This is a genomic window from Sinobaca sp. H24 (assembly GCF_023845525.1).
Genome location: NZ_JALBWT010000042.1, coordinates 1 through 12,843, shown reverse-complemented (window position 1 = coordinate 12,843; position 12,843 = coordinate 1). Strand labels below are relative to the sequence as shown.

Genomic DNA, 12,843 nt, shown 5'->3' with positions numbered 1-12,843 from the left:
AGGACCTATGGAATATATAAAGAAAGCAAACGATATCTCGATGGAAATCACGGAGGAAACCGAATCTACCGTGAAACAGATTATTAAAGATGTGAAAACAAACGGTGATACAGCGGTGAAACAATATGAAGAGAAATTCGGTCAGTCCTCGAGGGCGCTCCGTGTAACCGCAGAAGAAATGGAAGCGAGCATAGCTACGCTTCCAGACGAAACAAAAGTCCTGATCGAGCGCATTGTGGAGAGGGTGACAAAATTTGCCGAGGCGCAGATGGAGTGCCTGGTTCCGCTCGACAAGGATTTCGGCGACGGTATACGAATGGGACACCGGGTGATACCGGTGGAAAAAATAGGCGCGTATGTGCCGGGCGGACGGTTTCCGCTGCTCTCCTCCGGCCCGATGGTAACCGTTCCGGCGAAAGTGGCCGGTGCTGAGAAAATCATTGCCTGCAGTCCGGCTAATTACAAAGGCGGGATTCACCCCGCCGTTTTATACGGATTACAGTGCTCCGGCGTAACCGATATATTCGCTATTGGCGGAGCCCAGGCGATAGCAGCGATGGCACTTGGTACAGAGACCGTACCGGAAGTCGACGTGATAGCAGGACCCGGCAATCGGTTCGTAGCAGAAGCCAAACGTCAGGTGTTCGGCAGAGTCGGTATTGACCTCATAGCCGGACCAAGTGAAATTCTCGTCTTTGCTGATGAAACGTCCAATCCGAAGTTATGTGCAGCAGACCTGCTGGCTCAGGCAGAACATGATCCGAATTCCAGAGCAATTCTTGTGTCTCTTTCCAAAAAACAGGCGGAAGAGACAATAACCGAGGTCGAGCAGCTGCTGCAGACATTTGAAGAAACATCGCCGGCTCATGACGCCTGGTCCCAATCAGGTGAAGTGCTTGTGGCAGCCAGTCTCGAAGAAGGCATTGCCTGCTGCAACGACTATGCGATTGAGCATTTACATGTTCATATTCCGGAGCACGACACATTTAAAGACCAGTTCCAAAACTATGGATCCCTGTTTTTAGGGGAAGACAGTTCCGTCGTTTTTTCGGATAAAGTATCCGGACCCAACCATACCCTGCCTACCCAGCGCGGCGGCCGCTACACCGGCGGACTCTGGGTCGGGAATTATGTAAAAGTAGTTACCCATCAGACCATTACGGGGGAAGGAACACAGTATTTAGCCGCACATGCTGCTGCTCAATCCAGTATTGAAGGATTGGAAGGACATCGTACGTCTGCAGAACGGCGGTTGAAAAGCTGATGTTTTCAAAAGGAGGAAAAGAATGAAACCTCTTGTTCTAATACCAGGATCATTATGTACGGAGGAACTTTGGGAGCACCAGGCCAAACATTTGTCGGCAGGCCGTGAGGTTTTTGTTCCGTCGATAACCGAATATGATAGTGTTGAAAAAACAGCAGAGCATATTTTGGACAGTGTAACCGGTCCCTTTTCATTAGCCGGGCTGTCGCTTGGCGGAATTATAGCGATGGAAATTATGAAACAGCAGCCGGACCGTGTGGACAGGCTGGCACTGCTTGATACGAACCCGAATCCGCCTACACCGGGGCAGATAAAAGGATGGAACGACCAGCAGCAGGGGGTACAGGACCGTCAATTTGATCATATCGTGGAGGAACAGTTTATTCCTGCGGTTTTATATGAAAAGGAACAAAATCAACGAGCGCTGCAGATTACTAGAAAAATGGCGTCAGAAATCGGGGAAACCGGTTTTTTTCAGCAGCTGGAAGCAAATAAAGGAAGACCGGGATTTCTGGAAGATCTAATGGCCATTGAATGCCCGACGCTGGTGATGGCAGGCCGGCATGATGCCTTATGTAATAATCAGATCCATCAATTGATGGCCGCTCATGTGTTTGGAGCCAAGCTTGTGTTTATTGAAGAGTGCGGTCATTTGAGCCCGTTGGAACAGCCGCAGGCGGTAACCGCTGCGCTGGCCTGCTGGCTTCAGGAAGAGAGCAGGATCGGAGGTCATTATGTTTACCAATAAAGTAAAAGAAAAAATTCAGAAGCAGGAATTAACCCAGGGAGCGATTACCAGTTTATATTCACCTGCTCTAGTGGAGATGCTTGGCTATGCCGGCTATGAATTTATCGTCATAGACGACGAGCACGGGGCCTACAGCGGATCGGAAATGGAAGATATGATCCGCACCTCCCAGCTCGCCGGTATCGTTCCTATTGTAAGGGTGAGCTACGATGCCTCCAGCATCCAAAAAGCGCTGGACCGCGGTGCATTCGGCATCCAGGTTCCGATGGTAAACACGGTGGAGGATGCCGAAAAGGCGGTCAGTCTGGCAAAATATCCTCCCCGCGGATCAAGAGGAACAGCATTTTCCATGCGTGCCGCCGGTTTCGGTTTTTTGAATAACGGACAGTTTATGGACGACTCCGATGACAATATTTTAGTTACCGTACAGATCGAAACAATGGAAGCGGTGGAACATTTTAAAGAAATAATGAGCGTACCTGGTGTGGATATGGCCTTTCTCGGACCCACGGATCTGTCCGTTAACATGGGATATAAGAAGAACATCGGCGGCCCGGAAGTCCAGGAGACGCTCGACAGCCTTTACGAGCAGGCAAAAGAAATGAACGTTCCTATTGGAACCATTGCCACCTCCCAGGCCGAAACAGAAGCCGTGACCAAAAAGGGAGCCGTGTTTGTGTCGCTTGTGCTGACGACTTTAATTAAAAAATCGCTGAATGACTCGTTGATTCGGTAAATATGAGAAAAGCAGACCGTTAAACATGCGGTTTGCTTTTTTTATAGTGTAAGCTACTGTCTTGCAGAAAACATACTATTTTATTTCTTAAAAGATATACATATGTATATCTTTTATAGTATAATAAAAAAAGAAAAAAGTATAATGAAGGAGGTTCTTGAGATGGCAACTGTTCAGAAATGGGGAAACAGCCTGGGTGTTCGTATACCCTCTAATATAGCGAAAAACTTTAAATTTACGGACGGAACCAAAGTAGAAATAAAGGAAGTGGGAGGGGCAATCGTGATTGAACCTCTAAGAAAGAAGCCTACGCTCGACGAACTTCTCTCCCGGGTGACGGATGAAAATAAACATGAAGCAATAGAAGCACCTCCGGTTGGAAAGGAGCTTATTTGATGACGCAGGTGCCGGAGCAGGGAGATTTTATTTATATGAACTTTAATCCGCAGGCAGGGCATGAACAGGCGGGAAGACGTCCCGCGCTCGTTATGTCTCCTGCGCCCTTTAATGAGAAAACAGGTTTTGTGTTTGTATGTCCCATTACAAATCAAAAAAAGAACTATCCTTTTGAAGTAGATATACCAGAAGGAAGCGGTGTTTCGGGTGTTATCTTAACCGATCAAATGAAATCACTGGATTGGAAAAGCCGGGATTTACGTGTGAAAGGAAAAGCCCCGGCTGTTACTCTGATGGAGTGCTCAGACCTAATAAAAACGATTTTGCAGATGGATGATTAGTAATGTATTTGAATGATAGTACATAAATACCACTGATTTTATCTTGACAAAGTGTATAAAACGAAAGAGAGCTGTCCTTTTATGGATCAGCTCTCTTTTTCTTATTTAATACGCCGAAGCGAGGTTCGAACAGATTCAATCAGCTGGCGGAAGGCTTCTATTGCTTTAGCTGTGTCTTTTTCCTGAAGTCCTTCAAGCAGGGTACGATGGTACGGATAGCTTTCATCGAAAATATCTTCTTTGCCGAAAGGCTCCTCCCAAAATTGGTTAAACTGGTCGGCTACAGATTCAATGATGCTGTTCAGAAAATCGTTGCCGGCAAGCTGGTAGATTCCCTGATGGAAAGCCGCGTCTGCCTGGTTGGCGGTTTTGCGGTCATTGTTTTTCAGCGCCTGCTCATAGTCGTTTAAATGACTGGAAAGCATCGTTATATCTTCCGGCTGCACGTGCCGGATAGCTAACTTAATGGCCTGCTGCTCCAAAGCTTCCCGAACGTCGAGCACTTCGAGCAGGAAATGCTGTTCGTTTTCAATATCAAAAGTCGTTTGAATATAGAAAGGATTTATTTCTCTAACATAGGTGCCTTTTCCATTAATGATGGAGACGATGCCGCGGGATTCAAGTCCCTGCAGGGCTTCCCGCAGCGTGGAACGGCCGATCTGCAGACGCTCGGACAAAGCTGCCACGCTCGGGAGACGTTCGCCTTCCTGTAGTTCTTCCGATTTAATAAATCCTAATATTTCTTCACCGGCCTGTTCAGATAACCGTTGTTTTTTTAGTGCTTTCAAGCGGATGCGCTCCTTCCGGGGGACATAATCGTTCTTCTATTTTAGCATGCTTTTGTTGAGGAACCTAGGCAGAGAGTGGTTGTCCTGCACAAAAGAAAAATAAATAATTATTAGAAAATTTTGACCTATCATACAGGTTGATAGTATGATAGTATAAATAAAAAAGACAGCGGGTGATGAGTTGAACTATTCAGATGAAGAAATATGTATGGGATCGCTCCCAGGCGAAGGAAATACATACGGCGAAGTGGCACCGCCTATCTACCAAAGCACGATATTTACAAAAAGCTCGTTTGAGTCGTTTACCAAAGAACAAAGCGAGGAAGATCAATATTTCGTGTACAGCCGCGGAACAAATCCTACCGTACAGATAGTAGAAAAAAAGCTCGCGATGCTCGAACGGGCGGAAGCGTGCAAGTGCTTTGGCTCCGGCATGGGAGCGATCAGTGCAGTCTGGATGACGCTGCTGCAGGCAGGAGACCACATTCTGTTTATGAACAACATTTATGGGCCGACGCTGCAGCTGGCGGCCCATATGGAGCGGTTTGGCATTGAATATACGGTTTTTGATCATGAGCAGTGGAGGGCAGTAGAGGAAGGCATTCAAGAAAACACGAAGCTTATTTATATAGAAAGTCCGGGCACGATGAAAATGAAAATAGTGGATGTTAGAAGCATTACGGAATCGGCAAAAGAGCATGGAATCCTCACGATGATGGACAACACGTGGGCGACGCCCTTATTCCAAAAGCCCGTTACTCTTGGTGTAGATATTGTTGTTCATTCTTTAACGAAATATATCGGCGGTCACAGTGATGTAGTTGGAGGAGCGGTCATCAGCAGTCATGCATTTATTAAGCAGCTGTTTTTTTCAGGCTATCAGCTGTTTGGGTCTGTGCTGCAGGCTGACAGTGCCGCAATGGTAATGAGAGGACTGCGGACACTGCCGCTTCGAATGAAGCAGCATCAGGCCAACGCCCTGCAGATTATTTCCTATCTGGAGAATCACCCGGAAGTAAAGGCTGTTCACCATCCTGCGGCAGATAAAAGCAATCTGCCTCTTATCGAACAACAGCTTCTCGGCTATTCCGGACTGCTGAGTTTTGAACTGAAAGAAGCCGGCTTTGAAAAGGTAGCCGCCTTTATGAATCATCTATCCCTGTTTCGAATCGGTACCAGCTGGGGGGGCTATGAAAGCCTGGTTAACTCCCCCTTGAAAAGAAACAACCAGGAGCAGCTTAAAGCACAGGGTTTTGACCTGGGTATGATTAGGCTCTCTGTAGGACTCGAAGACGCAGACATGCAGATCAAAGACCTGGAAAAAGGATTTCAAGCTATCACCGCATATTAAAAAAGGGGTGTTATGGTATGTCAGAGCAGCAGACAGTATATGAGAAGCCTAGACCAAGTATAGGAATGGCTTTCATTCCAGTATTGATAACAATCGCTATTTTTGTTGGAGGAATTGGAATTATGCAGTACCCGGCAGAGCTGATGCTCATATTTGCCGGCGTGGTGTTTACTGTGTTTGCAGGGTTCTACAGAGTAAGCTGGGAGCGGATCCTCGAAGAAATGGGCGAGAAAATCAAAAGGGCGCTGCCGGCGATTCTCATTTTGTTCAGCATCGGAATTATTATCGGCTCCTGGATGATTGCCGGCACCATTCCATTAATGGTCTATTATGGTCTGAATATTATTGATCCGGCTTACTTATTTCTGCTGGCTTTTCTCGTGACGGCGATCGTATCCACATTCACTGGTACGAGCTGGGGCTCAGCGGGTACGATAGGGGTGGCGCTGATCAGTATTGCTCAGACGATGGACGTGTCCCTTGCTATCACTGCAGGCGCAGTCGTGTCCGGTGCCTATTTTGGAGATAAGCTGTCTCCGTTATCAGATACAACTAACATGAGCGCTATTGCAGCAGGAGCCAACCTGTACGAGCACATTCAACATATGCTTTATACGGCTGTGCCGTCTTCGATACTGGCTGTCATTGTTTTCTGGATTGCGGGAACCTCGATTGATACGTCATCAGAGCAGCTTGGAGCTGTTACTGAGATGACGGCTGCTTTAGAAAGTCTATTTTCCTTGAATATTATTCTGCTGCTGCCTGCTCTTATTGTATTAATAGGATCTATTCGGAAAAAGCCGCCTTTAATTGTACTATTTGCCTCTTCGATTACAGCGCTTCTGCTGGCCCTTATTTTTCAGGGAGCTGCAGTCGCAGATATATTTGCGGCCGTTGTGTCCGGATTTACAGTAGACATGCTGCCCCAGAACATAGAGGTTACAGAGGACATTGAGTCGCTTCTTACGCGCGGCGGTCTATATTCGATGTACAACGCTACGTTCTTTGTATTCTGCGCTTTCTTTTTTGCTTCTGCCATGGAAGCATCGCAGGTGCTCCACGTGCTGCTCGAGGGAATTATCAGCCGCTTGAAATCAACAGGAAGTTTAATATTTACGACGCTGCTTTCCGGCTTTGTTATTATAAATGGAACCTCCAACGCGCTAGTAACCTACTTTTTAATTAAAGATATTTATGGAGATTCTTTTAAAAAACATAAGCTTCATCCGGTAAACTTATCAAGAAGTATGGAAGACTCTGTAACGATAACGGAGGCACTTCTGCCATGGACGGTATCCGGTGTGTTTATTGCTACAACACTCGGTGTTGGTAACTTTGAATTTCTGCCCTGGGCTGTATTTAACTGGGGAGGGATCGTTTTCTCCGCTTTATTAGCTTTCCTGGCACCTTATACAAATTATTTCGGCATCCGGAAATTAGAAGACGAATAGGGAGTAAACGCCGGCAGCCTCCGAGGACTGCCGGTGTTTGCTTTATCTGCAATTGACAAATGACCTCAATCAAAATACACTTAATTTATTAATGAAACAAAGTTTATAACAACATAAATTGTAAGCGAATACAAAAAATCAGGAGGCATAAACATGAAGGTAGTAGTAACAGGAGGAAACGGTCTTGTCGGCCGGACGGTCATTCAGGAAATGCTCGATTACGGATATAACGTCGTAAACTGTGATCTGCGTCTGCCGGAAAAACCGCTTTGTCATACGGTAATCGCTGATTTGACCAATCTAGGTGAAGTATATGGTGTACTCGAAGGGGTCGACGCGGTCGTTCATCTGGCTGCAATTCCGAGAGCCTATGATTTTCCAAATGAAGTAACGTTTCAGAATAATGTAATGTCGACGTATAATATTCTCGAAGCGGCAGCCGGTCTTGGCATCCAAAAAGCTGTTCTTGCATCAAGTGAATCGTCCTACGGTATCTGTTTTGCCAGGCAGCCATTGGAGCCGGCTTATGTTCCGATAGATGAAGAGCATCCGCAGCTGCCGGAAGACAGCTACGGCTTATCGAAAATAGTCAACGAACAAACCGCAGAGGCGATAAACAGACGAACCGGTATGCAGGTAGTATCGTTCCGCCTGGGCAACGTTATTTCGCCGGAGATGTATGAGAACTTCCCGTCATTCATTCATGATCCTTCCCAGCGCGACCGGATTTTATGGAGCTATATTGATACAAGAGACATAGCCTCCGCCTGTATCCTGGCGATTGAAAAAGAGGGACTCGACGCGGTGGCGCTTAATCTGGCAGCTGATGACACAAGCATGAACGTGGAAAGCCGGGAACTGATGAAAATACGGTATCCAAACGTTCCGATCAAAGAAAGCGTAAAAGGCTATGACACACTGCTGGACAGCAGCAAAGCGAAAGAACTGCTTGGATGGAAGCCAAAGCACGACTGGCGCAGCTATGTCGCCTACGAGCAGCAGTCGATTAACAAATAGCAGTAGATACAGGCAGCTTTTCTCTTGGAGAAGAGCTGTTTTTTTCAACCAAAAAGGCCTCCTGCCGCAGCAGAAAGCCTTTTTTATCTTATTGTGCTCGTTTAACAACTTCTCTGACTGAGCTTGATTTCTTTAGAAGCGTTTCCAGTTCTTCGAGTGATTTTCCTTTCGTTTCCGGAATCAGCTTCCAGACAAAGACAGCGGAGAGAATACTCATCACACCGTAGAACGTATAGGTCATGCCGCCGCTTACTTCCATCATCATCGGGTAGGAGGAGGAAATAAAGTAGTTGGCGGCCCACTGCGCAGCGACAGCGATCGCGAGTGCCTGCCCCCGGATTTTATTCGGGAAGATCTCAGAGAGCAGTACCCAGACGACCGGTCCCCACGACATCATAAAGGAAGCCGTGTAAATAATAATAAACACAAGCGTTGCGATGCCGATCTGTTCGAAAAATGCGAGACCGGCTACGCCGAACATTCCTACCGTCATACCGAGTGATCCGATAATTAAAAGCGGCTTCCGGCCGAATTTATCAACGGTGATAATCGCAATGATCGTAAAAATAACGTTTACGAGTCCCATCACAATAGTCTGGAATAATGAAGCATCCCTTGCAGCTCCCATGCTTTCGAAGATCCGGGGAGCGTAGTATAAAGCAACGTTAATGCCGACAAACTGCTGGAAGATCGACAACAGCACGCCGATTACAATAATCATTTTTCCGTAGGCAAACAGTTTTTCTTTCCGCTGGTCAAAAGACTGCTTGATTTCAAACATCGTCGCTTTCGCCATATTGGTGCTGTATGTTTTTAGAAGAATACTCATTGCCTTGTCATCCTGATTTCGGGATACGAGATAGCGCGGACTCTCCGGTACCGTGAACAGCAGAAGCAGGAATAAGAGAGCTGGAATTGCTTCAGAAGCAAACATATATCTCCAGCCAAGCTCATTTACCCATGCTGTAGTTTCACCGCGGGCAATGCCCCAGTTAACGAAATACACAACAAGCATACCGAAGATAATCGCAAACTGGTTAAGAGATACCAGTCTTCCCCGCAGGTGAGGCGGCGCAATTTCACCGATGTACATTGGAGCTACGGCAGAAGCAAGGCCGACCCCGATTCCTCCGATAATGCGGTAAATGTTAAAGGTGGCAAGCAAAGCCATCGAAGGCTTTCCTGCTGTGAAAAACAAAAACTCCGGATAAGCAGAGCCGAGGGCGGAAAATAAAAATAACAAGGCTGCCAGAATTAATGTATATTTCCGTCCCATCCGTGAGGCAAAGTAACCGGATAATAGGCCGCCGATAATACAACCGATCAGCGCACTGGATACAGTAAGTCCGTGAATAAGGGGGCTGAGCCCGAGGTTATCGGCAAAATAGGTCTGCAGCGAGCCCTCCGCCCCTGAGATAACGGCGGTATCATATCCAAACAGCAGTCCGCCCAATGTAGCGACAAGCGTAATCATGACAATATAAGTCGTTTTATTTTTTATCATTATATATAAAGAGAAAACATCTCTCTTTCCAGCCTCCTCCCAATTTGTAAACGCTTTAATTATTGTATCAGCCTATTGTTTGTTTGTATAGTCATTAAACTATGTATTTTAAAAATATTTTATCCATAAATATACGTTCCTTCTTGTAAACTATGAATACCGCTTAAACAAAGGTGGTATAATAAGTAAGCGTTATCTTTACTTGTTAAATAAGAAAATAACTTATGAATTGTTAATAGAAAGGAAGATCAAATGTTTAAAGAAACGCTTCTCCCGCATAGTGAAACAGCCGCTCTCAAAGAATTAGAACTGGAAAACGAACATGGCGCCGTCCTGCGTGTGTTGAATTATGGAGCCAGAATCACAGGCTGGTATCCGGCTGTCGATCCGGAAAAAAGTATTATACTCGGATATCAGAACGTGGCGGATTATCTGCAGGATGAACATTACTTAGGAGCTGTAGTAGGAAGAACCGCCGGAAGAGTGGAGCGCGGGGAAATGGACATCGGGGATGATGTGTATGCCTTAAGTCTGAACGAAGGGGAGCACCAGCTGCACGGTGGAGCCGGCGGATTCAGCCAGGTACTGTGGGATTATGCCTATAAGGAAACACCGCAGGCGCTCGAGCTTCACCTGACCTATCTATCGGAAGACGGCGAGATGGGGTACCCCGGCAATCTCACCGTACGAGTAACCTATGCCCTTGATAAACACAGCGATGCCGTGACGTTCTCTGTCAGAGCTGTATCGGATAAAGACACGTGGTGCAGCCTGGCAAACCATGCTTATTTTAATCTTGGAGCAGGGGAAGACACCCATATACTTGATCATGAATTAAAAGCGCCGGCGCTCTCCGTACTGGAGCTGGATGAATTACTTATTCCTACCGGAGAGGTCATATCGGCGTCCGATACACTTTTTGATATCACAACACAAAAGCCGCTCCGTGATATGATCGGATCGGATAATGAACAAATTATTTTCGCGAGTCAGGGAGTGGATCATTTCTTTATTCTCGATCCATCGCAGGTAAAAAAGATAGAATTAACCGATCCCGGCACAGAACGCCGTCTGAAAATAGAGACAACCGAGCCTGGGGCAGTAGTTATACATCCCAGAAGCTGAAAAGTGCTTCACCGCTCCATGACGGGGAAACCGCACCGTACCGCGGGATTTGTATTGAAACACAGCGGCTTCCCGCAGCCTTTGCCTCCAAGGGACGAACCTGTCTGCTGAAAGCCGGCGACATCTACTCCGCGGACACTGTATATACATTAGAACAGCTGTCCTAATGAAATCCGGGACACAGAAAAAGCCGGGAGCTGATGCTCCCGGCTTTTTATTATGTCTTTATCCTTTTACAGCGCTTGAAGAAATACCTTCCACGACTTTATTGCTGAAGAAAAAGAAAGCGATCATAACCGGAAGCACGCTGATGATGAGCGTCGCTCCAATCGCTCCCCAGTCCGTCATGTACTGGCCGATAAAGTTCTGAATACCGACTGTGAGCGTCTTGTACTGATCGGAGCTGATGAAAGTGTTAACGAATACAAATTCATTCCAGTTATAAATCATGTTAATAATAACAGTCGTCGACATAATCGGTGTGGTGATCGGCAGGATAATCCGGAAAAATAACCGGTGGATCGAGCAGCCGTCAATAATCGCCGCTTCCTCGATTTCACGGGGAAGGGTGTAGTAAAAGCCGAGCAGGATCATCATCGTAATCGGCAGGTTATATGCCGTATACGTAATAACGATAGACATCGGATTATCAATCAGGTTAACGCTTAGAAACATACTGAACAGCGGAATCAGAGCCGAGTGGATGGGAATCATCAGCCCAACCATAAAGAGGCCCAGAACAAGCTTATTCAACCGCCAGTTCATGCGGGTGATTGCAAATGTTGCCATGCTTGCAAACAATACAGTCAGTATGATCGCAAGGGCGGTAATCCATACGCTGTTAAAGAAGTAGAGGCCGATTCCTCCTTCCCACACTGTTAAGTAGTTGCTGAACTGCGGATCGGAAGGAAGCGCAAAAGGAGAACCGGAGAAAATTTCCGCATTGTCTTTTAAAGAAAAAAGGAACAGCCAGATCAAAGGAAAAATTTGAAAAAGGGCTACGAAAGCAAGACATAAATAGAGTAAGGCATACCCAAGCCATTGGCGCATAGGAAAGCTCCTTTCTAGTATTGAAGTTGTTCTTTATCTGCAGTGAGTTTACGTACGATAACTGTAACGATAAGAGTAATAATAAGAAGCAGAAATCCGATCGCACTACCGTAGCCGAAGTTATTTGTGCTGAAGGCCAGGGTGTACATATAAGAAGCCATTACTTCACTGGCGCCGTTTGGTCCGCCGCCTGTCATAATGTAAATCAGGTCGAAGTATTTCAATGAGCCGACAACCGCAAGAACGATGGTCACTTTTACGACTCCCATGATCAGCGGAAGCTTAATGCGCATCGCAATCTGCAGGGGAGTGGCACCATCTATTCTGGCTGCTTCAATTAACGATTCCGGTATGTTCTTCAAGGCAGCATAATAGATTAATATGTAAAAACCTGCATACTGCCACAGAATAGGAATAAAGATAGCAAACAACACAACGGAAGGGTCAGCGAGCCAGTTGGGCGGATTGGTTACTCCAAACCAGCCGAGAATCGTATTGAGCATTCCATTCGACGGGTTGTAGACTTTAATCCAAAGCTGGGCAATAGCCACAGAAGACAAAAGCATAGGAATAAGGTAAATCTTTCTTAATAAATCGGCACCTTTGATCTTTGAGGCAAGAATTAAAGAAACAGCCAGGTAAAGAGCCAGACTTAAAGTGGAAAACAGGGCAAGCAGGAATGAGTGATACGCGCTCTGCCAAAAGGATGAATCCTGAATGGCGTTAATGTAGTTCTCCAATCCGATAAAGGTCATAGGGCCGATACCGTTCCAGTCCATCAGGCCGTAATAGCCGATTAAGATCAGCGGCACAAATATGAGAACGGCAATTAATAAAAAGGCGGGAAGCACGTACATAGCAATAATCCATTTGTTAGACATGACTTTATTCATTGATTTCAACTCCATCTTATAAAATGAATAGCCCTAAACGCTGCGGGTGCGTAAAAAGTATAATGCAAACGTTAGGCAGAGTCGAGATAGCGTTTACATTATTGTTTGAGAATACCAAAAAAATCAATCTTTGTCTAGTGGATAAACTAATGGTTTAAAAAGGAGGGACATTTCAAATG

At 46.1% G+C, this 12,843-nt stretch carries 13 protein-coding genes; 9 read left to right on the top strand and 4 right to left on the bottom strand.

The window, feature by feature from the left end; genetic code table 11:
* Positions 1-7: 7 nt before the first annotated feature.
* From hisD to MMY81_RS29015, 5 genes are all read left to right on the top strand, one after another.
* Positions 8-1,264, top strand: coding sequence for a histidinol dehydrogenase (gene hisD, locus MMY81_RS29035; protein WP_252315563.1), 1,257 nt, complete (start codon positions 8-10; stop codon positions 1,262-1,264).
* A 22-nt stretch (positions 1,265-1,286) separates the two neighbouring features.
* Positions 1,287-2,012, top strand: coding sequence for an alpha/beta fold hydrolase (locus MMY81_RS29030; protein ID WP_252315562.1), 726 nt, complete (start codon positions 1,287-1,289; stop codon positions 2,010-2,012).
* Positions 1,999-2,748, top strand: coding sequence for an HpcH/HpaI aldolase family protein (locus MMY81_RS29025; RefSeq protein ID WP_252315561.1), 750 nt, complete (start codon positions 1,999-2,001; stop codon positions 2,746-2,748). Before MMY81_RS29030 ends, MMY81_RS29025 begins: the two co-directional genes overlap by 14 nt.
* Positions 2,749-2,910: 162 nt before the next feature.
* Positions 2,911-3,144 (top strand): AbrB/MazE/SpoVT family DNA-binding domain-containing protein, encoded by a 234-nt coding sequence (locus tag MMY81_RS29020; RefSeq protein WP_252315560.1) that lies wholly within the window; start codon positions 2,911-2,913, stop codon positions 3,142-3,144.
* The gene (locus MMY81_RS29015; RefSeq protein ID WP_252315559.1) at positions 3,144-3,485 is read left to right on the top strand and encodes a type II toxin-antitoxin system PemK/MazF family toxin; all 342 of its coding nucleotides are present in this window, start codon (positions 3,144-3,146) and stop codon (positions 3,483-3,485) included. Before MMY81_RS29020 ends, MMY81_RS29015 begins: the two co-directional genes overlap by 1 nt.
* Before the next feature lie 101 nt (positions 3,486-3,586).
* Here the strand turns inward: MMY81_RS29015 and MMY81_RS29010 are convergent, their stop codons facing one another.
* Positions 3,587-4,273, bottom strand: a complete 687-nt coding sequence (locus MMY81_RS29010) for a FadR/GntR family transcriptional regulator (protein WP_252315558.1) — start codon at positions 4,271-4,273, stop codon at positions 3,587-3,589.
* Between the two features lie 181 nt (positions 4,274-4,454).
* Between MMY81_RS29010 and MMY81_RS29005 the strand changes: the two genes are divergently transcribed.
* The 3 genes from MMY81_RS29005 (at position 4,455) to MMY81_RS28995 (ending at position 8,092) form a co-directional block, all read left to right on the top strand.
* The gene (locus tag MMY81_RS29005) at positions 4,455-5,624 is read left to right on the top strand and encodes a trans-sulfuration enzyme family protein (RefSeq protein WP_252315557.1); all 1,170 of its coding nucleotides are present in this window, start codon (positions 4,455-4,457) and stop codon (positions 5,622-5,624) included.
* 17 nt (positions 5,625-5,641) lie between these two features.
* Positions 5,642-7,075: a Na+/H+ antiporter NhaC gene (gene nhaC / locus MMY81_RS29000; RefSeq protein ID WP_252315556.1), complete on the top strand. Its 1,434-nt coding sequence runs from the start codon at positions 5,642-5,644 to the stop codon at positions 7,073-7,075.
* Positions 7,076-7,228: 153 nt separating this feature from the next.
* Entirely contained in the window at positions 7,229-8,092 is an 864-nt protein-coding gene (locus tag MMY81_RS28995; protein ID WP_252315555.1) for an NAD-dependent epimerase/dehydratase family protein, read from the top strand.
* Between the two features lie 88 nt (positions 8,093-8,180).
* Here the strand turns inward: MMY81_RS28995 and xylE are convergent, their stop codons facing one another.
* Positions 8,181-9,596, bottom strand: coding sequence for a D-xylose transporter XylE (gene xylE, locus MMY81_RS28990; RefSeq protein ID WP_252315554.1), 1,416 nt, complete (start codon positions 9,594-9,596; stop codon positions 8,181-8,183).
* 252 nt (positions 9,597-9,848) lie between these two features.
* On the opposite strand from xylE, the gene MMY81_RS28985 reads away from it, so the two are divergent.
* Positions 9,849-10,721, top strand: coding sequence for an aldose epimerase family protein (locus MMY81_RS28985; protein ID WP_252315553.1), 873 nt, complete (start codon positions 9,849-9,851; stop codon positions 10,719-10,721).
* Between the two features lie 225 nt (positions 10,722-10,946).
* Here MMY81_RS28985 and MMY81_RS28980 read toward each other — a convergent pair whose 3' ends face one another.
* Positions 10,947-11,771 carry a carbohydrate ABC transporter permease gene (locus MMY81_RS28980; protein ID WP_252315552.1) on the bottom strand — a complete coding sequence of 275 codons (825 nt, stop codon included), beginning with the start codon at positions 11,769-11,771 and terminating at the stop codon, positions 10,947-10,949.
* 14 nt (positions 11,772-11,785) lie between these two features.
* A complete protein-coding gene (locus MMY81_RS28975) occupies positions 11,786-12,664 on the bottom strand; it encodes a carbohydrate ABC transporter permease (RefSeq protein ID WP_252315551.1) in 879 nt (292 codons plus the stop codon).
* Positions 12,665-12,843 lie beyond the last annotated feature (179 nt).

Bases quoted from the DNA above. Each gene is read 5' to 3' on its own strand.
- MMY81_RS28995 (WP_252315555.1), top strand. From the start codon at position 7,229: ATGAAGGTAGTAGTAACAGGAGGAAACGGTCTTGTCGGCCGGACGGTC.
- MMY81_RS29025 (WP_252315561.1), top strand. From the start codon at position 1,999: ATGTTTACCAATAAAGTAAAAGAAAAAATTCAGAAGCAGGAATTAACC.
- MMY81_RS28980 (WP_252315552.1), bottom strand. From the start codon at position 11,771: ATGCGCCAATGGCTTGGGTATGCCTTACTCTATTTATGTCTTGCTTTC.
- MMY81_RS28985 (WP_252315553.1), top strand. From the start codon at position 9,849: ATGTTTAAAGAAACGCTTCTCCCGCATAGTGAAACAGCCGCTCTCAAA.
- nhaC (WP_252315556.1), top strand. From the start codon at position 5,642: ATGTCAGAGCAGCAGACAGTATATGAGAAGCCTAGACCAAGTATAGGA.
- MMY81_RS28975 (WP_252315551.1), bottom strand. From the start codon at position 12,664: ATGAATAAAGTCATGTCTAACAAATGGATTATTGCTATGTACGTGCTT.
- xylE (WP_252315554.1), bottom strand. From the start codon at position 9,596: ATGATAAAAAATAAAACGACTTATATTGTCATGATTACGCTTGTCGCT.
- MMY81_RS29030 (WP_252315562.1), top strand. From the start codon at position 1,287: ATGAAACCTCTTGTTCTAATACCAGGATCATTATGTACGGAGGAACTT.
- MMY81_RS29020 (WP_252315560.1), top strand. From the start codon at position 2,911: ATGGCAACTGTTCAGAAATGGGGAAACAGCCTGGGTGTTCGTATACCC.
- MMY81_RS29015 (WP_252315559.1), top strand. From the start codon at position 3,144: ATGACGCAGGTGCCGGAGCAGGGAGATTTTATTTATATGAACTTTAAT.
- hisD (WP_252315563.1), top strand. From the start codon at position 8: ATGGAATATATAAAGAAAGCAAACGATATCTCGATGGAAATCACGGAG.